General features: G+C 37.9%; 20 protein-coding genes. 3 read left to right on the plus strand and 17 right to left on the minus strand.

Going from position 1 to position 21952, the window contains the following annotated elements; translation table 11 throughout:
* Nucleotides 1-394: 394 nt before the first annotated feature.
* A complete protein-coding gene (locus HZI73_RS20635; protein WP_212695248.1) occupies nt 395-1120 on the plus strand; it encodes a type II toxin-antitoxin system Phd/YefM family antitoxin in 726 nt (241 codons plus the stop codon).
* Between the two features lie 259 nt (nt 1121-1379).
* Here the strand turns inward: HZI73_RS20635 and HZI73_RS20640 are convergent, their stop codons facing one another.
* From HZI73_RS20640 to ptsP, 12 genes are all read right to left on the minus strand, one after another.
* A complete protein-coding gene (locus tag HZI73_RS20640) occupies nt 1380-2177 on the minus strand; it encodes an HAD-IIA family hydrolase (protein ID WP_212695249.1) in 798 nt (265 codons plus the stop codon).
* Nucleotides 2178-2190: 13 nt separating this feature from the next.
* On the minus strand, nt 2191-4362 hold the full coding sequence (locus tag HZI73_RS20645) for a beta-galactosidase (RefSeq protein ID WP_212695250.1): 2172 nt from the start codon (nt 4360-4362) through the stop codon (nt 2191-2193).
* A 65-nt stretch (nt 4363-4427) separates the two neighbouring features.
* The gene (locus tag HZI73_RS20650; protein ID WP_212695251.1) at nt 4428-5777 is read right to left on the minus strand and encodes an L-fucose/L-arabinose isomerase family protein; all 1350 of its coding nucleotides are present in this window, start codon (nt 5775-5777) and stop codon (nt 4428-4430) included.
* Nucleotides 5762-6601 carry a class II fructose-bisphosphate aldolase gene (locus HZI73_RS20655; protein WP_212695252.1) on the minus strand — a complete coding sequence of 280 codons (840 nt, stop codon included), beginning with the start codon at nt 6599-6601 and terminating at the stop codon, nt 5762-5764. Before HZI73_RS20655 ends, HZI73_RS20650 begins: the two co-directional genes overlap by 16 nt.
* A 37-nt stretch (nt 6602-6638) precedes the next feature.
* On the minus strand, nt 6639-7631 hold the full coding sequence (locus HZI73_RS20660; RefSeq protein ID WP_212695253.1) for a dihydroxyacetone kinase subunit DhaK: 993 nt from the start codon (nt 7629-7631) through the stop codon (nt 6639-6641).
* Nucleotides 7632-7766: 135 nt separating this feature from the next.
* Nucleotides 7767-8405, minus strand: a complete 639-nt coding sequence (dhaL, locus tag HZI73_RS20665) for a dihydroxyacetone kinase subunit DhaL (protein ID WP_212695254.1) — start codon at nt 8403-8405, stop codon at nt 7767-7769.
* 36 nt (nt 8406-8441) lie between these two features.
* Nucleotides 8442-9284 carry a sugar phosphate isomerase/epimerase family protein gene (locus HZI73_RS20670; RefSeq protein ID WP_212695255.1) on the minus strand — a complete coding sequence of 281 codons (843 nt, stop codon included), beginning with the start codon at nt 9282-9284 and terminating at the stop codon, nt 8442-8444.
* 305 nt (nt 9285-9589) lie between these two features.
* On the minus strand, nt 9590-10897 hold the full coding sequence (locus HZI73_RS20675; RefSeq protein WP_212695256.1) for a PTS ascorbate transporter subunit IIC: 1308 nt from the start codon (nt 10895-10897) through the stop codon (nt 9590-9592).
* Between the two features lie 70 nt (nt 10898-10967).
* Nucleotides 10968-11258 (minus strand): PTS sugar transporter subunit IIB, encoded by a 291-nt coding sequence (locus tag HZI73_RS20680; RefSeq protein ID WP_212695257.1) that lies wholly within the window; start codon nt 11256-11258, stop codon nt 10968-10970.
* A 63-nt stretch (nt 11259-11321) separates the two neighbouring features.
* Entirely contained in the window at nt 11322-13340 is a 2019-nt protein-coding gene (locus HZI73_RS20685) for a BglG family transcription antiterminator (RefSeq protein ID WP_212695258.1), read from the minus strand.
* A gap of 129 nt (nt 13341-13469) precedes the next feature.
* Nucleotides 13470-13733 (minus strand): HPr family phosphocarrier protein, encoded by a 264-nt coding sequence (locus HZI73_RS20690; RefSeq protein WP_212695259.1) that lies wholly within the window; start codon nt 13731-13733, stop codon nt 13470-13472.
* Complete coding sequence (gene ptsP, locus HZI73_RS20695; protein ID WP_212695260.1) at nt 13714-15432, minus strand: phosphoenolpyruvate--protein phosphotransferase; 1719 nt, start codon at nt 15430-15432, stop codon at nt 13714-13716. The genes HZI73_RS20690 and ptsP overlap by 20 nt, the downstream gene beginning before the upstream one ends.
* Nucleotides 15433-15761: 329 nt before the next feature.
* Here ptsP and dinB point away from each other — a divergent pair, with 329 nt between their 5' ends.
* Together dinB and HZI73_RS20705 are read left to right on the plus strand one after the other, a co-directional pair.
* The gene (gene dinB, locus HZI73_RS20700; RefSeq protein WP_212695261.1) at nt 15762-16952 is read left to right on the plus strand and encodes a DNA polymerase IV; all 1191 of its coding nucleotides are present in this window, start codon (nt 15762-15764) and stop codon (nt 16950-16952) included.
* Between the two features lie 38 nt (nt 16953-16990).
* Nucleotides 16991-17965: a YbgA family protein gene (locus HZI73_RS20705; protein ID WP_212695262.1), complete on the plus strand. Its 975-nt coding sequence runs from the start codon at nt 16991-16993 to the stop codon at nt 17963-17965.
* Nucleotides 17966-18005: 40 nt separating this feature from the next.
* On the opposite strand, the gene HZI73_RS20710 is transcribed toward HZI73_RS20705, so the two are convergent.
* From HZI73_RS20710 to HZI73_RS20730, 5 genes are all read right to left on the minus strand, one after another.
* Entirely contained in the window at nt 18006-18821 is an 816-nt protein-coding gene (locus HZI73_RS20710) for a purine-nucleoside phosphorylase (protein ID WP_212698888.1), read from the minus strand.
* Between the two features lie 151 nt (nt 18822-18972).
* Nucleotides 18973-19641: a deoxyribose-phosphate aldolase gene (deoC, locus tag HZI73_RS20715; protein WP_212695263.1), complete on the minus strand. Its 669-nt coding sequence runs from the start codon at nt 19639-19641 to the stop codon at nt 18973-18975.
* Nucleotides 19642-19690: 49 nt separating this feature from the next.
* On the minus strand, nt 19691-20719 hold the full coding sequence (locus HZI73_RS20720; RefSeq protein WP_212695264.1) for a LacI family DNA-binding transcriptional regulator: 1029 nt from the start codon (nt 20717-20719) through the stop codon (nt 19691-19693).
* Nucleotides 20720-20962: 243 nt separating this feature from the next.
* Nucleotides 20963-21139 (minus strand): hypothetical protein, encoded by a 177-nt coding sequence (locus HZI73_RS20725; RefSeq protein ID WP_212695265.1) that lies wholly within the window; start codon nt 21137-21139, stop codon nt 20963-20965.
* Nucleotides 21140-21282: 143 nt separating this feature from the next.
* Nucleotides 21283-21642 carry a carboxymuconolactone decarboxylase family protein gene (locus HZI73_RS20730; RefSeq protein ID WP_212695266.1) on the minus strand — a complete coding sequence of 120 codons (360 nt, stop codon included), beginning with the start codon at nt 21640-21642 and terminating at the stop codon, nt 21283-21285.
* Nucleotides 21643-21952: the final 310 nt, after the last annotated feature.

Here is a 21952-nt window from a genome sequence, read left to right on the forward strand (position 1 = left end):
AGGTACTTCTTATACTAAGATAATAGCATAAAATTAGATTAGATGCGTACTCTTAAGTATTTTTTTAATTTCTAAACGTATTATTATATATCCACTTAATTATATTAAGTCATAATGGTTTATAATATGCAACAAAATATTTTAAGATACATTATATACGTATTGAAATCTAAATGCAATATGTCTTTGAAAGAAAATCATAATTTTATGCAAAAAACGACGAAAACATACCATTATACCATGTTAAAACACCTATTATACATCTACTTCTGTATAAGCCATCCCTATCATGTTTTAAGCTACAATTTTATAATGGATCACTAGTAATACGCATTCATGAATACCATTTGACTATTTTAGCCATTTTAGCTATAATTTAACTGAGGTGATTATAATGAAAGTCAATTCAACAGAAATCAAAAATAACTTTGGAAAATACCTAAGATTATCAGCAAAAGAGGATATCATCATTACCAAAAACGGCAGCGATGTGGCTAAGCTTATTGCCTATGACGACAACATACAGCATGATGTCATCAAGGAAGCTGAACCTGCTTATTCCACATCAGGCACCAAAATCTCATATGAAGATTTCCTAAAGATATCCGAGAACTCCGACGATCGATTTGAATACATCGATGGGGAGATATACCTGTTAGCTTCACCCAAAGTAACCCATCAAAATGTACTCATGGAGTTAGTAGGACTCTTCTATAATTTCTTCAATGGTAAACCCTGTCAACCTGCTTTTGCTCCCTTTGACATTACACTCAAAAGAAATGCTGAAAACATCAACATCGTACAACCCGACCTTATGATTATCTGCGACCTAGAAGAACATCTCAATGACCGAGATTACTACATGGGCGTACCCACCCTTGCTGTAGAAATCATTTCACAATCCTCCAGAAAAAAGGACTACATCAAAAAACTAGACCTCTACATGGACTGCGGCGTAAAAGAATACTGGATCGTCAATCCCTTTAACCAAGAAATCACCATCTTCTCCTTTACCAACAAAACCATCACCGCAAACCGTACCTTCAATCTCTCAGAAGAAGCCGTATCTTACCACTTCGAAGACCTAAAAGTCAATATGCAACAAGTATTTCAAAATTAAACAACAAAGCCTACCTATTCAAAAGATTATTAGCAATACCACCCATTCCATCACCACAAAACACATACCAACCCAAAGGCACACGAAACGGTTTCACCTGCTAAAAAGTGGCACCACAAAAACAAACCATATATCGTGATGATAAACGACTTTTGCAGCTTGTTGCCATTCCTTATAAAACAGCTCAAGCAACAAATGCAACATGAGTTAATCATCACGATATATGGTTATACAACCCTTCCGTTGGGTGTTGTTCTTGCTATTTCAACAATGCCTCCCCCAACTCCTTAATAGAAGGCAACACATAATCACCTCGAATATCTGAAGCCTCATAATCCTCCATACTGGTCTCACCCGACAACACAACAACCGTCGTTATCCCAGCATTAATACCCGTCTTAATATCCGTATACAAACGATCACCAACCATGGCAATCTCATCTTTCTCAAAACCATATTTATCACAAATGGCATCAATTATCATAGCATTAGGCTTCCCAACCACGTAAGGTCTTTCACCTGTAGAAGCCGCAATAAGCTCAATCATAGCCCCTGTATCCGGCATCCAATTATCACCTTCTAATGGGCAGTTATAATCCGGATGCGTTGCAATATACGTTACCCCATCTCGAATAAGATCACAAGCAATCCATAACTTATCATACGTTAATGTGGTATCAAAACCCAACACCACATAATCAGGCCGCTCACTTCTATCCCGTATCAACGTAAAACCAGCTTTTTCAAATTCCTCTTCCAAATAAGGTGTGCCAAGAAGAAAGATTTTAGCCCCTGGCTTAAGCCCTTTCAAATAAATCGTTGTTGCCTCACCAGAAGTAAAGACTTTATCTTCTGTAACTTTACACCCAAGACGACCCAATTTTTCCACATAAGCCATACTGTTCTTAGATGAATTATTCGTGAGAAACAAATAATCCTTGCCTTGCTCTTTCAATATCTCTAAAAAATCCAATGCACCATCGATCAACTCATTTCCTAAATAAAAGGTGCCATCCATATCCAATAAAAAACACTTAATCTTCTTAATATCCACCATGACTTCCGTCCTTTCAAGTCAGTTTCAAAAGCTGTACCTTATTTTGGGTAATTTTTGTTTCAATGAGCACTTTCTTGCCATCTTGCTTTACGGAAAAATCATTCCCTGTCATAAGGTCTTGGCACATGGTATATGCTTTATCTGTATTTATGGTTATTCTAACACATTTTTCTTTGCCATTAAAGAATCCACCATGCTTTTTATTCACATAGTTGGTCACAATCAGATAATCCGCCTTATCCCCTTCTAAATAATGACCATCAATTTCATTATATTTCTCATTGGTATAATCCAATTGAAGCTTAGGTTCAATACCTGCTCTTTCTAACACATCATCCATCAAATCCCACAACAGATAACTATTGTCTTCCAGATAAGCTACTTCTGGATGGGTACCAAAGTAAATAGCCGTACCTTTACCTCGTGGATGCAAGGTTATAGCAGGTGAATCGTCATTAAAACGTGCGAGAACTTCAACATTATCGTCTATGACTTTTACCTCTTCTTTATGCCAATAACCTTGATAAGGTTTCATTTTATACGTGATCTGAGGATGTGTATTGCTATAGGCATCAAAAGCACTCACACCAAATGTGTCACCTAGCTTAAAACATGGAATCTGATGATTGTACCAGCCGTACTCACCCAACATGCCACAGCGGGCTGTTCCAATAAGGTGACCTCCTTGTCTTACATAAGCATCCAGACCTTCTGCCAATTGTTTATGAATAACTGCCATGAATGGCATATATATCACTTTGTAATCATCAGCATAGCCATCTATGATGTGTTCTGGCGTCACAAAATCCACCATGTACCCTTTCTTCCAGAAGTACGTATACGCTCCTCGCATGGCTTTCATAAGAAAATCATCTTGTCCCATACCGTTGAGGACAATGGCATTTTCTTTTGATATGAGAATGGCAACTTCACCTTTTGGATTATTGGCTTGAACAAGTTCTTCGCCATAAGCTTTCATGGTATCACCAATGACCTTAGCTGCTTCTGTTCGTTCTGTAGGATGGCCATCAAGATCCACAATGGCACCCCAATGTAGAGGCTGGAAGTCCCACTCACGCCATCCTTGGTACAACGTCAGCTTAGCATCGTGAGCAACGGCTTCAAACACATTGCGAATCAGGTCAAACCCTTTCACATTGCGGCTTGGACCTAATACCCATCCGTTAATTGGTCCGCTATCTGTCTCCATTAACCAATAGTTTTTGCCTAGTGGTTTAGCTGTGCTACGGGACATATCTAAAAACATGGAAGAAAACTCCGGCTTCTTCTCTAGCTTTTCTCCACTACCAGGATATAAATCATAACCAATCATATCCACAACTTTTGCCATCTCAAATTGGTCAAGAGCTGTTAGAACACCCAATGGGTCTTGTGACTTTAAGAAGAAAATGTTGGTGGATGTGATATGCTCTTTGTCCAGTTCTTTGATAATGTCGTGCTGCCATCCAATAAACTTCACAAAATTTTCCATCCAGAAGAGACGCCAGTCAAGCCATCTGGTTACACTGGACCAACTGGTAGGCTTTGTTTTAGGTGGCTCAACCTGCTCCCATGAGGTATGACAGGTATTGGTAGCTCCCCATCGATAGACATGGTTTAACTGATCAAGGGTTTGATACTTATCCTTAACCCAACCTCTAAAATGACGCTTAGAATGATCACAATAACAATACATATCAATATCGCCACTTCGTAGTGGCATAAAAGGAAAGCTCACTTCATTATGAATCTGATAGGCATATAATGCCTTATGGGACTTATAACGATTCACCAATGTCTTTAAATAACGCTCCGTCTCTTTGAGATATCCTGGATTATCAATACAAGCCCAGGTATAGGATACATTATTGGGATACTGCTCACCATGGTTATTTAGAATATTCACATCGGGATACATTTCATGCAACCAATAAGGCGGTGATGCTGTACCCGTACCTAATAAAATCTTCATACCATGCTTCTCACATAAATCAAAAAATTTATCTAAAAATCCAAAATTAAACTGCCCTTTTTCCGGTTCTATACGATCCCAAGTATTAAAAAGTTCTGCCGTACGAATCAAATTAATACCGGAGTCCTTCATCAACTGAATATCCCGCTCCCATTCCGCTTCATCATGCATCATGGGGTAATACCCAGCTCCATACAGAAACTCACTACACATTATGCTATCTCCCTTCTTGAAAGGTTACCTACTTGTTGTCGTGTCTACATCTAATATGTCTAAGCTTAAGGTGTCACCACTTTAATCCCCATCCATTTACAGAATTCAACCAAGACAGCCTGAATATCTTCATAAACGATCGCATAATGATGCTCAATGCCGTGTGTCATGATGCAGTCAAGGACCTGCGTCATGGGTACATCAAATCGAATATCTGCTTGATTAGCTACCATGTGGCGGTCTTCTTCTACACCTTCACCAGCTGCCATAAATAATTTATAGGTATGCTTGGCTTCTTTTAGTTTCAACATGTTTAATCGCCCAAGCTTCATCTTAAATTCTACGGAAAAGCCCATGCCTTGCTTAATGGTTGGGTGTTCACGGTACTCTGTTGTACTGGCATCTCTTGCCATACAAACCGGAGCAGGACCACAGTGCCAAGTTTTTGCAATACCTTGAGCATTGACATTGACTAAATCGGCTAAGAAACAAGGCCCATCTGTAATCAAATGCTGTATATACATGGTAGCAAGGCCTGTTACATCCCCTTCACAAGCTGTCATGATACCCAGGTTATTCAGTCTAGACACCACACCACATACACTGCATCTTAATAAAGATTGAAATTCTGGCCAGCATTTAATGGCAAAGGCATCAATACCTTTCGCTTCTTTATAAGCCATAATAGCCAAATACAACCTGGCAGACTTTTCTAGCATCTCATCGGTGGTGGTTACTTTTGCAACCTCGCCCTTCATCTTAGCGATTTCTTCAGCAACTTGTGTCTCGTCCACGTTCTTCATGTCTTCTAATAGGGATGCCAAGGAGTAATAGACAAGCTCTGGACCTATTTCTTGTCTAAAACGTATTTCATCTGCATTGGATAAGTAAAAGCCTGGTACTCGCCCGCCGATAATACAGAATTTGCTTTTCTTTAATCGATTCCGAACATCTATGGCCTTAATGGTGTGATTAATGGTTGTATATACGCCTTCATCATCAATGGAGCCATAGACATAGCTATATTTTTTCTCCACTTTTTCTAGGAAACTTCCATACATATTCAGTCCGCATAAGGAGTTAAGAGGCAAACCATAGAATCCTTCAATGATGGGTTCTGGAAATCCCCACATTAAAAGAGGCGTATGCTCAAATAACTCAATAACCTTCATCATACCGCTTCCATAGGAATACGTACCGCATTGTAAAATCAACAGGTCAATATGTGCCAAACGAAGCCGTTCCAATTCATCATATATGCCGTTTTCTTCAATAAGCACTTGACCACAGCTAATGATATGATGTCCCTCTCCCTCTAAACGCTTAAGGGATTTATCCAAATATTCTTGAGCAATATCATATCGAAAATTAGGAAAACCGACACTTATAAGTCCTACTTTCATGGTCTCATCCATCCTATCTTATTTATTATTTCTTGCATCATTGCCTGCCTTGCCTTCTCACTGGCATGCATCATATAAATCTTTTTATTCTCTTCATAAGCCTCAACAAAACCTTTCACATAAGCCCGATCAATTTCTGTAAAAAAATTAACTTTTCTTATACCCATCTGAATGGCTTGCTGGATATCTGCTACAGAAATGCCTGTGCCCCCATGTAGAACCAAAGGAATATCAGCCACGTCTTTAATGGCATGAAGTAAAGCAAAATCTAGCTGAGGTTCTAATGTATAAAAACCATGAGCATTACCAATGGCAACTGCCAAGCAATCCACCCCTGTTCTTTCTACAAAAACAGCCACATCTTCAGGCCTTGTCTTATAGCCCATATCTTCATCCTCAGAAGCTTCTGATCCTCCAACTTTACCTAGTTCTGCTTCAACGGTCACACCATGTCCGTGGGCATAGTCTACAACTTTTTTTGTATGGGCCATGTTGGTTTCAAAATCCACCAATGTACCATCATACATGACCGATGTAAATCCTGCATCAATGGCTTTAAAGCAGTCATCAATAGCCATGGCATGGTCAAGATGAATACATGTCTTTATCTGATAGCTTTTACCAAAAAGCTTAATCATACTTACGATTTGTTCATAGGTAATCCCGTGAGCTTCTAGTTGGACAGGGGCTATCTGCATAATGACCGATTGGCCTGTTTTCTCAGAAGCTTCCATAACACCCATGATTGTTTCCATATTACTGACATTAATGGCAGCAACTGCTTTATGGTCATCTGTGGCTTCATTTAGTAGTGTCATCATATTAACCAGTTCCATGAAGCATACCTCCCTTGCAGCTCTTCTTGATCATGATTTATAGTTTAAATCCTGGTGCGTTGGTTTCTTTGGACCATTGTTTCTTCATCTCTTCATCCACTTTACAAAAAGCCAGAGCGATACCGCCCATCTCCTGTGTGGTGATGAAGTTCCCAATAGCAGGTTTATAAGCCTTGATACCAGCTTCTGCAAGTAATTTCTCTACTTCTTTATAGAAAATTAATAATTCCATGTAGGTGGTTTGTCCACAACCATTGACCAAAACAGCTACTTCATCCCCAGACACATAGGGTTTGTCCTCAATGAGTTTGGCACACATGACCTTTGCAATGGCTTCTGCTGTATCAATCTTCATATTATGAGCTGCTGCTTCGCCGTGAACACCCATCCCAATCTCAATTTCATCGTCTGCAATTTCAAACATCTTATAGCCTGTAATGGGTGATGTGCCCGGTACCGTTGCAACTGTTAACGTTCTCGTGTTATCTCTAACTTTTTCAGCCATAACTAACACATCGTCAAGTGAATGTCCCTCAGCAGCGTAAGAGCTGGTAATCTTATAGTTAAATAGTGTACCCGCTGTACCTCTTCTTTCAACTTCTTCACCTTTTGGTGCTGATGCAATATCATCATAGAGAATAACACCTTTGCAAACCATATCATCATCTTGAGCCATATCCATGGCCATCTTAGAGTTAATCACATCACCCGCATGATTGGATATCAAAACACATACACCTTTTTCTGTGTGGGTTGCTTCAATGGCATCATATAATGTATCTGGACTAGGCGCTGCAAAAATTCCGCCATAAGCATTGGCTGCTAACATGTTTTTACCAACAAATCCAATACAGGCAGGTTCATGACCTGACCCGTTACCGATAATGACACTGACACAGTCGTCTTTTCTGTCTTTGCTGACCACAACTTGGCTTCCTTCTAACTTTTCAATACGATCGTTATAAGCCTTTACAAACCCTTCTATGGTATCTTTTACAATATGATCTGGGTGATTAATGATTTTCTTCATTCCCATTCCCTCTCATTCCTTTCCTTGATGTCTTTACTTAGCAAGACATGTTTTAATCCGTTCTAAGTGTATACATCATGTCTTTATCACTTGGTTCTCATTCAAAACTTCCTATCCTTTTTATCCCTATCATTCTTAAGCACTTACTTCCTGTACATATTCACCTATGGTTTTTATCAGGTAGTAATAAGATGTTGCTCCTGCATCTTGATGACCAATGGCTTTTTCTTGTAAGTAACGGGAGCGTCCTCGCTTAGCTATCAGTGGAATTGTATGGTTTACACCTTCTTCACCTGCCTTAGCAGCAAGGGATAGTGCCTCCTGAAGACTTTTTCCATCATCAAGTGATTTTTCCATGGATAGAACCACCGGATCCATGGCATCCACCATGGTTTTATCCCCTGGCTTGGCACCACCAAGGTCCATGACTTTTGTCATACCGTTTTTTAATCCATGGGTAAATGCTTGTAAACCTATCTGTTCTTGACCTTTGCAAGCTTTTGATAACTCTAGAAAGATACTGCCAAATAGTGGTCCCATGGCGCCTCCCAGTGTGGATACCAACGTACGGCCATAGAGTTTAAAGTAATCCCTACATGTGCCTTCTTCTAATGCCTCAACTTTTGCTTTAGCAGCCTTAGCGCCTCTTGCCATGGTTACACCATGATCACCATCGCCTATTACTGCATCAAGCTTAGCCAGCTCATCTTGTTTTTCAATAAACATATCTGCAATTTTGATTAATAACGCCTTGACGTGTATACTATCTAACATGCTTATGCCTCCTATAATTGGGTTTATATATTAAATTCATCTACTGAATAGTGTTTTCAAGAATCCTATACTTTCTTTTACAGCTACCAAACCACTGTCTTCTATATCCCGCCATATAAACACATCTTTCCCAACTTCACAATTTCCCATTACAAAGTTCTCAATGGTAATCCATCGGTCATAAGATATGGCTTCTAGACCTTCTTTTACCTGTGCCCAATTAATGGAACCTGTGCCAACAATACCACGGTCATTTTCACAAAAATGCACATGATAGATTTCCTTTCCACCAGATATAAGGGCATCTTTTATGGACTTTTCTTCAATATTTGCATGGAATGTATCCAAATGCAGTTTAATGTGGTCGTGGTTAATACGGTTTAAATAATCTAAGCCATCTGCTACTGTGTTTAAAAAATAACTTTCATAACGGTTAATCATTTCTAAGGCAAGATATACGCCTTTTTCCTTGGCATAATCACCAATTCTGGAAAGATTCTCTAAGCTTCTTTGAATGTTGTCTTTTCCTTCTTGTCTTGATATACACATACCCCAAGGTGCATATAGGACACCACCTAAACAATCAGACTCTAATGTGTGACAGATATCAATGCATTTTTTAAGGTGCTTGACACCTTCTTGATTAACGTCTTTATGGGCTGATCCAATATCCCGCCCAGGATTCATACCCGTTCCGCAGGTACAGGCTAAATCATAGGCTTTTAATTGTGCTTTAGCCTTTTGTACATCAAAATCATCTGGGCTCATTAAAGGAAATTCCACACCATCATAACCCCATGCTTTTACATCTTTAAAATAAGGATAATAATTTTCGTTCCATGTTTTTGTAAATGTGGATAAGTGCACACCAAACTTCATTAAATCACCATCTTTTCTATCTATTCAATCAATTTTCAGTCAATTTCTTTATAAAAATAACACATATTAATATCTATTACCAAAACCACCCCAGGTAACCTATATTTCCATAGATATTATCATGTGTATCCACTAAGCATCTTGTTATTTCAATGAAATAACTTATTCCAGTATGATAGGCACCCATCACCATAGAAAACAAAACATGGATCATATGCCAAACCTAGCCTTGCCCCTATGAGATATCCGTGCTCTGGTCTAGCATGGATATCCCATAATGACAGGACTACATCATCAAAAGATGATTAAAAGATTTTTCCAATCAATGAACCCAGTGATGACCATATGGAGAAGTCATTACCACCAAATAATTGGTTAAATCCTGCTGCTGTATTAAATACGGCAGGTATAGAAATCGCTACAAAGAAGACGATTAAGATACCACTTACAATACTTGCAATAATTGCTCCTCTACGTCCACCTGTAGCATTGGCAAAGATCGCACCTGGCGCTACGTCGAAGAAACAAGCAACAACAAGTGGAATAACGGCATACGCTAACATTCCTGTAGATGCAAGAAGTACAATGGTTAATATACTGGTAATCATACTCACAACAAATCCAATGAGTAATGCATTCGGTGCAAATGAGAATACCATGGGTATATCAAGTGCTGGAATTGCATTAGGTATGATTTTATCAGAGATACCTTTGAATGCAGGAATGATTTCCCCAAGCATCAAACGAACACCTGTAAGAAGTACGGTTAAACCAGCTCCAAAAGTAAGTCCAGCCATTAAACTAAATGTAAATAAGTCATACTGCATACCTGGAATCGTATTAATACCACCTAGAGCACCACCAAAGATTTCTGTACTTGAAGCATTGCCAATCACTAAACCAACAACGATATAGACAGCAAATACAATCAATGACGTGGCAATGGTTGTGTCTCTAAAGAATTCAAATGATTTGGGTATGTTCATATCTTCTGTTGATTTTTCTTTGTTACCTACTAATTTACCAACACCTGCACCAATTAAACAGAAAACAGAGGCAGAGTGACCAATGGTAAAGGAATCCGTTCCGGTTACTTTCTGTACAAAAGGTCGAAGTAATGCAGGAACAATGATGATATATAATGCTAAGAAGATGGTAGCAAATATCGTGAGTGCTGTACCGTCTAGTCCTGCTTCAACACCAACAGCTACACAGATGTAAGACATCCAGAATAATATGTGTCCTGTTAAGAAAATATTTTTAATGGGTGTAAATCTTGCTACAACCAAATTGATAGCGAAAGCGGAAACAATAACGATACCAATGGTTGTACCGTAGTTACCTAAGAAATCAAGCCATCCTGTTGGATTAAACTGATTGGCTTCTGGTAACTTGTACAATGTTGAAAAAGCACTGGATAATGGGGAAACAGCTGTACTTATGATGTTAACACCTTTAAAGAGAATAATAACACCAATAATGGTTTTAAACGTTCCTTTAATCACATCACCTATACTTTTTCTCTGAACCAATAAGCCAATAAAAGCAACTAATCCTAAGAATAATGAAGGCTGTTTAAAAATATTCGTCGTAACATAATTAATAACTGACATAAGATTAATTTCTCCTCCCTTAAACCTTTTTTTTGATTGAAGTAACATCTTATTTCATGTTTAACTTGGACTAAATTAATTTGTTAATAACAGGTAATGCTTTTTCTGAAATTTCATCACTACTCATAAAGTTATCGATTTGAATCACTGGAACACTGACATTGCCTTTTAGTTGAGAATATAACTCATTGGATGTAAAGATTACATCTGCGCCTGCCCCTGAAGCTGTTGTCACATCTCCATTGGTTACTTCGGCATCGATACCGTTACCTTTAAGGACTTTTTCTATTGTCATCTTAAGAATCAAACTGGTACCAACACCAAACCCACAGACTGTAAGTAATTTAAGTCTTTTTGCCACGTTTTGTCACCTCCCTATGTTCATCATTCTGTATAACTTAAGATATGTGAGTTATACACCAACTTATTCAAATATCTTATCCAAGATTAACTGCTTGTCTTTTACTTCTTTCAACAAGTTTATGTTTTTTTCTACAGATAAGAATTTTGCAAGGTCTTGTAATGCGTTTAAATGCTCATTATTATTAGGAGCACCAAAGGCAAATACAATGCTGACTGGGTCATTCTGCTCACTCCCAAAATTAACGGGTTCTTTTAATGTAATCATACTCATGCATGTCTCTTTTACAGACTGATCTGGTCTAGCATGAGCAAATGCTACACCAGGCATGATGACAATGTATGGTCCTAAATCCTTGACTGCATTGACCATATTATCGATATACGCTTGTTCAACAAACCCCTTTTTAACGAGTAAATCGCCTGCTTTGATAATGGCATCTTCCCAATTGTCCACCTGAACATCTAATGCCATCATTTCTTCGTTTAATACATCTTGTAACATAACAACTTTACCTCCCAAAATATGCTTATCTTTGCTGTATTTATATATCTGTCTGAATTTATTTAGACGTATGATAAATTGTCTAATTTCATATATTTCATCATTTTCGAGAAAAGGACTCACCTTAATCACGTCAATGTTTCCTAACTTAAAATCACTGGTTGTAATGACCATATCAATATCTTTTTTATACTTTTCATAATCGTACACAGAGCATGTCTCAATAATATTAAGCTCCGGCAGTACTTCTTTCAACTTAGTGGTTAATATACTCAGTATGGAGATACCTTCTGTACAGATGACCAAAGCGGATGCCCTTGATTCTTTACAAGACAGCCGTTCATAAGCTGCACGAATATGCAACGTAATATACCCAATTTCTTCATCATCTATGTGCATATTGTATAATGTTTCTAAATAAATCACACTTTCTCGTGCAATTTGAAATACCAGAGGATATTTTTCTTTAATCTGGTGAATGTATTTATTTTCAATTTTACGTTTATTTTTTATGCGGCTGCTGGCCGACTTAATATGCAAAGCTAATCCATTGACCAGCTGCATGTCCGACGAAAATTCAAGTTTCAGTTCTCTTTCAAAATACTTGACAATATGCATGGTAGATGCAATGACTTCATCACTAAAACTCTCTGTTAACGTGATATTTTTCAACTCATTAATGGTGCTGGATGATTTTGACCCGACAAGGTAAATGGCTATTTCATCAATTTCCGCTTCATCAAATACCACATCGTACTGATCCAGTGCTTGTACGATCAGCCTAGCTATTTGGTACTCTTTTTCTTCTCTAATCTGAGGTTTGCTCTCTTTTACGCTATGCCCATGCTGCAAACGATTAATGGAGATGGTTAAATAAAAAACTAAACGGGTAAGTGCAATGTCCGTTAAGTAGAATTCATGCTCGTTTTCCAAGTGTAACAATAATGCAAAAACCTCTTCCACATGCTTCATACTCAGGGTCTTGTAATTATTCTCCCATAACTCAATTAATTCTTCGTACATATCTCTATTTTTAACCGATAGCAATACATTATTAATGCTAACCGTGTCTAAGAATAATTCCAGCATCAGGTTTCTTTTTATGGTTTCAGGGCCTGTAATCACCATGCCCTTACCTCTTATTTTTTCAATGTCCAAACCATTGGTTTGTAAATATGTTTTTACATCTTTTAGTATTTTGATGACCGTATTACGACTTAAGTAAAGATGTTCACTCAAGGCCTCAATGGTTAATGCACGTTCTGCTGTTATTAACTCCAGGACGATGTATCGAATTCTTTCTCTATCGGATAATACTCTATTTTCGATGGACAAAAATTTCAGTTTTTCTAATAATAGCGTGCGATCAGCTGGTACTTTTAACTTAATGCCTTGGTTGGGTATCTTGACTAATGTGGCATTATTTTCATTTAACCAGTCATCAATTAACTCCAGGTCGTAACGCACCGTACGTACACTGACCTTGAAGTTTTTAGCAACATCCTTAACAGACACAGGATTATTTATTTCTAATAAGTATGAAATGATTTCAATTTGACGTTTGTTTAAGTAATACATAAACACACCCTCATTTGCACGAATTATCCATATTTTTATGCTGTGACTAGATCGATGTTCGTAAACATAATGTCCTTTACCTTTTACTTACTGCATAGGAAGGTGCGATACATTTATTCTTATCATGCTCTATTCACCAAAGTTTGATTCAATTAAAGCACCTAACTCTGTAACGGCTTCTTTTTCATCATCACCTTGCGCTTCAATAACTATATCGGCATTTTTTGATGCTCCTAAAGTCAGAATAGCAAGAATACTCTTCCCGTCGACTTTTTTATCATCTTTAATGACATGTATGGTCGATTGATATTTTTGTGCAGTTGTGACAAATAAATGTGCAGGTCTTGCATGTAATCCTGATTCGTTTAATAGTTTAGTTGATATGCTTGTCATAATATTCCTCCATGTATTTTTCAATGGCATGCTCCTCAGCCATCATTAGTATGGTATCAAGTTTTGATTTTATATCATCAACGGATAGTTTACTCATGATATAACGTAATTCTAATACAGCACTTGGACATACACTAAATTCATCAAGCCCCATAGCTAATAATAGAGGTAACATATAGGGATTAGCTGCAGCTTCTCCACACATGCCAACCCATATATTTGCTTCATGGGCATTGTCAATAACCATCTTGATCATACGCAAAACACCTGGGTTAAATTCATGATAGAGATGAGCAATCTTCTCATTACCTCGATCGACAGCTACCATATACTGTATAAGATCGTTTGTGCCAATGCTGAAGAAATCGACTTCTTTTGCAAGAAGATCACTCATCATAGCCGCGGAAGGTACTTCTATCATCATGCCCAGTTCAATGGTGTCATTATACAAGATGCCTTCATTTTCTAGTGCCTTCTTAGCTTCTTGCAACATCTGCTTCGCTTCACGTAATTCATGAACACTGGAAATCATTGGAAACATAATTTTGATGTTACCATAAGCACTTGCCCTTAGCAATGCTCTTAATTGGGTCATGAATATCTCTTTTCGGTCTAAGCATAGACGGATTGCCCTGTATCCTAAAAAAGGATTTAATTCCGCCTGCAAATGCAGGTAATCCACTTCTTTGTCTCCGCCAATATCCAGTGTACGTATAACAACTGGTTTGCCCTTTAGCCTAGTTGCTACATCTTTGTAAGCTTCATATTGCTCTTGTTCTGTCGGTAAGTTTTTTCGATTCATAAATAAGAATTCTGTTCGAAACAACCCAATGCCTTCCGCACCATTGGCTATGACTTTATCTGTATCATCTGGCAAGCCGATGTTGGCAAAAATCTCAACTTCCTTGCCATCTTTCGTTATAGACGGTTTATTTAGGTACTTTTTATACAATAACAACTGGTTATCATATACCTTTTTCTTTTCTTGATAGTCATGTATGTCATCAGGACTTGGGTTAACAATCACAATGCCCTCTTGTCCATCGAGAATTAAATCGTCCCCATCGTGGAGCTTTTCCATGATTCCCTGGATACCTGAAATAGCTGGTATTTCTAATATTCTCGCTAATATGGCTGTATGGGATGTCTTACCACCGACAGCTGTAACAAAACCTAATACTTTATTTTTATCCAGTAAGGCCGTATCGGATGGTGTAAGATCCTCTGCTACAATAATGACTTTATCTTCATTATCTGCTAAATGCCATGCTTCAATACCTAATAAATTGCGAATGATTCTATCGGACACATCTTTAATATCCGCTGACTTTTCTTTCATATAAGCATCATCCATGCTATCAAAGATGTCCATGAATTGCTTTGCAACAACACTTACAGCATATTCGGCATTCACCATTTCCTCATTGATTTTATCTTTGATACCATCAATAAGCGTAGCATCTTCCAGTATCAACTCATGGGCTTCGAATATTTTGGCTTCACTTTCGCCAATAGTGGCTCTGGTTTTTATGGCAATTTCATTAATTTGCTGTTTACTGCTTGCTATGGCATGAACTAATCTGTCTATTTCTTCGTTACGATCCTCTATGTTCTTTTTTTCAAGATTAACTTGATTCTTTATCATGGTTTTGGCTTTACCAAAGATAATACCTGGTGATATGCCTATTCCTCTTACCACACCTATCACTCCCGTTATTTTCAACAATTTTATATACTACTATCATAAAACTTGTATCTATTTTCTACAAGTGCAAAACATTGCACAAATAGTGGCAAAAAAGATGATAGATTACTCTAAACATTAGCATAAAAGTAAAAGGTAATGTTTAGACTCTACCATGAAAAGGGATTATGTGGTATAATAGAACATACATTCGTGCAGGTTTACTTTTAGAAGATCAGCATCTTCATTGATAGGCAATGTATGATGGGATTGGGTGATATATTCCAATTGACCCATTCCCGAATACCCTGTATGAATAAGTCTTAATGAAGGATATGGTAAGTATGCGATCAATACTTCATGTGGATATGAATTCATTCTTTGCATCATGTGAGCAGGCACTCCAGCCAAAATTAAAGGAAAAACCTCTTATTGTGGGTGGAGATCCCAAAAAGCGGCGAGGTATCGTCTTGGCTGCTAGTTATGATGCAAAAGCCTATGGTGTCAAAACGGCTATGCCCATATGGGAAGCGGTAAAACGATGTCCCCAAGCAACCGTTATACAACCAACCCATCATTTATATGGAAAAATTTCCAAAGAAATCATGAACATATTTGATACGTATACCCCATTGAAAGAACAAGTATCCATTGATGAAGCCTTCTTGGACATGACTGGAACAGAACAATTATTTGGAACAGTAGATGATGTATCTATAGCTATTCAAAACCGCTTACTCAAGGATTTGGATATTCCTTGTTCTGTAGGGATATCCTCTAACAAATTATTAGCCAAGATGGGTTCTGATTATAAGAAGCCGCTAGGTATAACTAAGATTTATCCGGAAGATGTACCTAAGATGTTATGGCATTTACCTGTTGGTGAATTGCATGGTGTGGGTAGGAAGACTACCCCAGCATTATGGCGCATAGGGGTTAAGACCATTGGCGACCTTGCTCATTGTTCTATGGCATCCCTTATTAAAGTTGTTGGCCAAAAACATGCTGCCCATTTACATCAATCTGCTAATGGCATTGATCATCGTCCTGTGGATCCCCATCATAGAAGTGACACAAAAAGCATTAGCAATGAAATTACATTCTCAACGGACCTAAAAGATTTGAACATACTGAAAAAAGAAGCTTTACTCATTGCCGACTCCGTGGGATGGCGATTACGCCGACATCTGCTTAAGGGGAGAACCATTTCCATTAAAGTCAAATACAGTAATTTTAAAGTCATTACCAGAAGTATGACCCTTGACCATCCGACGGATGTGACGGATATCATCTATCAGAAAGCATGTGACCTTCTGGATATTATACCCCTTCAACCTATACGTCTACTTGGCATTGGCATCAGTAATTTCGGCAATCAATCCTATGAGCAATTATCACTCTTTGAACAAGAAGCTGAAGAAGATGTGTGTAAGAAAGAGCATGTGGATCAGTTGGTGGATACCTTACGGGAGCGTTTTGGGTATCATGCTGTCAAAAGAGCTTCTTTAGTCCATAATAAATACAAGCCAAAATAATCATACCATACCCCTAAATTTTTAAGGAGAAATAGCCTATGAAACCATTTATAAAACCAACCTTACTCTTAAGTAAATGCCTTCATCACATACCTTGTCGCTATGACGGTACGGCTCAGTCATCACCTATTGTGGACGCCCTAGAAACCCATGTCAATTGGGTTGAAGTATGCCCTGAAGTAGGAATGGGTCTTGGTATTCCTAGACAATCCCTTCGCATCATAACCCCAGATCAACAAAAGCTCTGCCTGGTTATGCGTGGCTCCAACCATGACTATACCGATAAAATGAACACTTACAGCCAACAGATCATCACGGATTTAAAAGCCAATGAACTGCATGGCGCTATTTTAAAAAGCAGGTCCCCATCATGTGGTCTAAAAGATGTAAAATACTATAAAAGCATGGAAAAAGGGGGTTGCACCTTGTCCAAAAATAACAATGGGTTGTTTACGGATGCCCTCATGGATGCTTTTCCCTCTTTACCTATGGAAAACGAAGGCCGTCTTACCAATTATAATATCCGATCTCGATTCTTTACCCATATATTTGCTTTGGCAAGATTAAACCATATTCAAGAAAAGGGGCATTTAAAAGACTTGATTGCTTTTCATAGTGAATACAAATACCTGCTTATGGCATATAGTCCAGGCTATCTACGACAAATGGGCAAAATAGTAGCCAATCATACTAAAGATAATCTTAACCGTATGATTGGCCAATATAGGTTTCTTCTTCATAAAGCATTAAGTATGAACCCAAAACCCATGCGTCGTGTGAACATGCTCTTGCATCTGTTTGGCTATTTTTCCAAAGAATTATCCAACAAGGAAAAGGCTTACTTTCTAGATGTGCTTGAAGAGTATCAGCAGAAAAAAGTGCCTTTCTCCGTACCACTAAGCATTATCCATGCATGGGTTGTACGTTTTGAAAACCCCTACTTGATGCATCAGATTATTTTTGAACCCTTTCCAAATGATTTACTCAATACTGCAGACTCGGGCAAAGATTAAGCTCACCACTTGTTTCATCAACCATTATATTCAAGGGCGTCTATTGTAAACGTTTAATAATATGTGCAATCCACCTACTAAATGTGACGGACGCCTTATGGGCAGTCTCCACCACATGTGCATGAGAATGTTTCTTCTTCTGGATACCTGTAGCCATATTGGTAATACAGGATATCCCCAGAACGTCCATGCCCAGATAGTTAGCTGCAATGGTCTCTGGTACCGTGGACATACCTATTGCATCAGCACCCATTCTGCCAAATGCTACAATCTCAGCTGCTGTTTCATAGTATGGTCCCATAAAACCAGCATAGACACCTTTTTTGTAATCAATATGAAGCACCTTAGCCACTTCTTCTGCTAAGGCTATGAAATCTTTCTTATAGGGTTCAGACATATCTGGAAATCTTGGTCCAAATCGCTCATCATTTACACCAATAAGTGGGTTATCATGCATCAGGTTAATAAAATCTGTAATGATCATGAGGTTTCCTGGTTCAAGACTTGTATGAATACCCCCGCAAGAGTTGGTAACAATTAATTTCTCTATCCCCAATAATTTCATGACATAGACGGGATAAGTGACTTCTTTCATGGTATACCCTTCATAGTAATGAAATCGTCCTTGCATGGCCATTACATCCACACCACCAAGTTGTCCAAATAATAGCCTGCCTTCATGTCCGGCTACTGTTGATTGTGGAAAATGAGGTATATCCTTATAGGCAATGGTTTCAACTTGCTCCAGCTGGTCCACAAGAGAGCCAAGCCCAGAGCCAAGAATTACTGCAACTTTTGGCTTACGATGGACTTGGGTTTCTATATACTTTGCTGTTTCACGTACTTGGTCATACATTTTATTCACGCCTTCCAGTTGTTAACTATACGTCTATCATGTTTCCCATTTCTTTAAATAATATGACTACATCTTATAAACGATCTCTTCTTGAGAATGATTTCTTTGGCATAAGTTCTAAACCTCTGTTAGATTTTTTGAATAGGGTTGATTAATAATCTGATCCTGTATCGCCTAAACCTTCAACAATAGCAATGCCTGCACTAGCGCCTATTCGACTAGCTCCTGCTTCAATAACACCTGTTGCATCTTCCGTTGTTCTTACACCGCCAGAAGCCTTAACACCCATATCCGGTCCAACAGTTTTTCTCATGAGTTGAATGTCTTCTACCGTTGCGCCACCTGTAGAAAATCCTGTTGATGTCTTAACAAAATCTGCACCCGCTTCTTTGGATAGCTCGCAAGCTTTGATTTTTTCTTCATCGGTTAATAGACATGTTTCAAAAATAACTTTTACCAATGCTTGCCCTGCTGCTGCCTCAACAACAGCCTTGATATCTTCTTTTACTTCATCATATTTCTTATCTTTTAATGCCCCAATATTAATGACCATATCCACTTCTTTTGCACCATCTTTAATGGCTTCTTTTGTTTCAAAAGCTTTTACTGCTTGGGTAGTAGCACCTAATGGAAACCCAACAACAACACATGTTTTCACATCTGTACCCTCTAATTCTTTGGCTACAAGGGATGTGTAATAAGCATTAACACAAACGGATGCAAAGGCATATTTTTTAGCTTCTGCACAAACCTGCTTAATCTGTTCCTCTGTGGCTTGTGGTTTTAATAATGTGTGATCAATATAACGGTTTAATTTCATTTTCAACACTCCTTTAATTTATATTAATGTGTAATCGCTTACATATTTTTTATACACTCTTCTTCTCAGACCCTTTCAAGTGCAATTCAGGTAATAGGGTTATTTGCTTAAGCTCACGCATATGGACATCTTTTTGTTTTTCTAGGCTCTCTATTAACATGTTCATGCCTGTTTTACCCATCAAGGTAGTGGGTCCATTAATAAAACTGATATTCATACCAATGATATTGAGGGCATCCACCTTATCAAATCCTAGGATAGCCATATCATCTGGAATACTTAAGCTCTGCTCATTCAGGGCTTTGACACAGCCTAACATGGATAAGTTATTACTTACAAAAATAGCTGTCGGTCTGTCTTCCAATAGGAGAATTTTCTTTGTCATGGTATAAGCTCGCTCATGATCGTACTCACCGTTAAAAATGTATTGTTCGTGAAGGGGTATAGCGTACTTGTTTAACGCTTTTTTATAGCCTAAAAACCTCTCTTTGGCAGGTCTTGAATCCAGACGTCCATTTATGATAGCAATTTTCTCATGACCTGCATGAATCAGTGCTTCTACACCGTCATATGCACCCTGTACATGATCAATGAACACCCCACTATAATTGGCGTATTTAACATGACCATCCATTAAAATAACAGGTATCCCCAAATTGTCCAGTGTGCTCATATACGCACTGTCATGAGCTTCTTCACCATAAGTGGGTGTCATCAGAATACCTTCAATACGCTGTTCACGCAATAACTTTATCGCTTTTAACTCTTTTTCTTTACAATCATCTGTATCACATAGAATGATATTAAGCTGATGTTCATCGGCCACTTGCGTAATGCCTTTAATCACTTCACCAAAGAAGGGATTATTTATATCTGGAATAATAACACCAATGGTATTGGTCTTATTGGTCGAAAGGCTCCGAGCAATAGCACTTGGTGTATAATGTAACTGTTTAATGGCATCATGAACCTTTTCTCGCGTTGTTTCTTTTACATAGCCTGAACCATTGAGAACACGAGAGACGGTGGCTAAGGATACATCTGCCGCTTTTGCTATATCTTTTATGGTAACGGACATTGCTTCATTCCTCCTCAACAACTGTTCTTCCATGGCCTGCTAAACACGCTTTTTTTCTGATATGTTAGCGTTTCCACATTCAGTATACATGAAGGACGTTTTTTTGTCCATGATTTTTTAAACATGCTATGCTTATGGTATATACTATCTTTGTACTGTACATGGAAAAAGGCACTGCCTCTTTTACTTATTTGACAGTACCTTCTCATTCATTTGCTTCATTCAACGTATTTTTTATAACCGTTACTTTTGCTTTGTATCCTCTTTTTTAACACATTCACTTCGTAAGTCTCGCAACTCTATACAAACAGCGTTAAGAGCACTTATAAGAAAACCAATGGTTGTGAGCATCACACAACATAAAACAAAGATAAAGAAAACGCTTACTTGCTCATTCTCTCCCCCTAAAAATCTAATCATTGCCCACCCAAAGATGCAACATGTCACAAAGAAAAATATCTTAATGCGACGAATCTGCTTTCTAATGTCTGAAAAAATATGCCTCACCCTCATTCTCTAGTTCTACTCATTCTATTGTAAGCTTATTCAAGCTTAAAGGCAAGTTACACTTTAAATTTTTTATGAATGGCTTCAATAAGAGGGGCTACTTGTACCATGGTAGGTGCACCTTTCATCCATATCTGCTGTTTAATCACTTCAAATAGTTCTTCCTTCGTTGCTCCTTCTTTAACAGCCTTAACCATTTCCAGCTTCGCCCGACGTTCATTGTTATCAAAGATAGCTGTTGCAAAAGCTATTAAATATCTATATTTTAGGGGTATGACACCTTCCCCCCATATTTGATGATGGTACGCCGTTATGGTATCTTGAAATGGTTTGCCAAATGTTTCTGCAATCATAACCCCAGGTGGTACAAATCCAACTTCCTCTTTAAATAATGCTTTATCTTTTTTATCTAACATGTGATAAACCTCCTTCAATGGATTAATATATGTTCATTATAACATATTGATAATGATTATCAGTAACATTTGTTACATTTTTTTACGTTATTCCGTTCAGTAGGTCTATTTGTGGCTCTATCTATTTCATGGTCAATAATAGATGGGATTCAATGCTTATATATAGGTGGTATATGAACCATCCATTATGTCTGAGTCTTCTGCTTCATAAATTATGTCCAAATTTTTTAACACACATCATAATTTAAAAAAATTGTTTACTTTTTAGAATTATCCGTGTATAATATTAATGTACCATAAATTTCATCAA

It is taken from the genome of Vallitalea pronyensis (genome assembly GCF_018141445.1).
GTDB classification, from domain to species: domain Bacteria; phylum Bacillota; class Clostridia; order Lachnospirales; family Vallitaleaceae; genus Vallitalea; species Vallitalea pronyensis.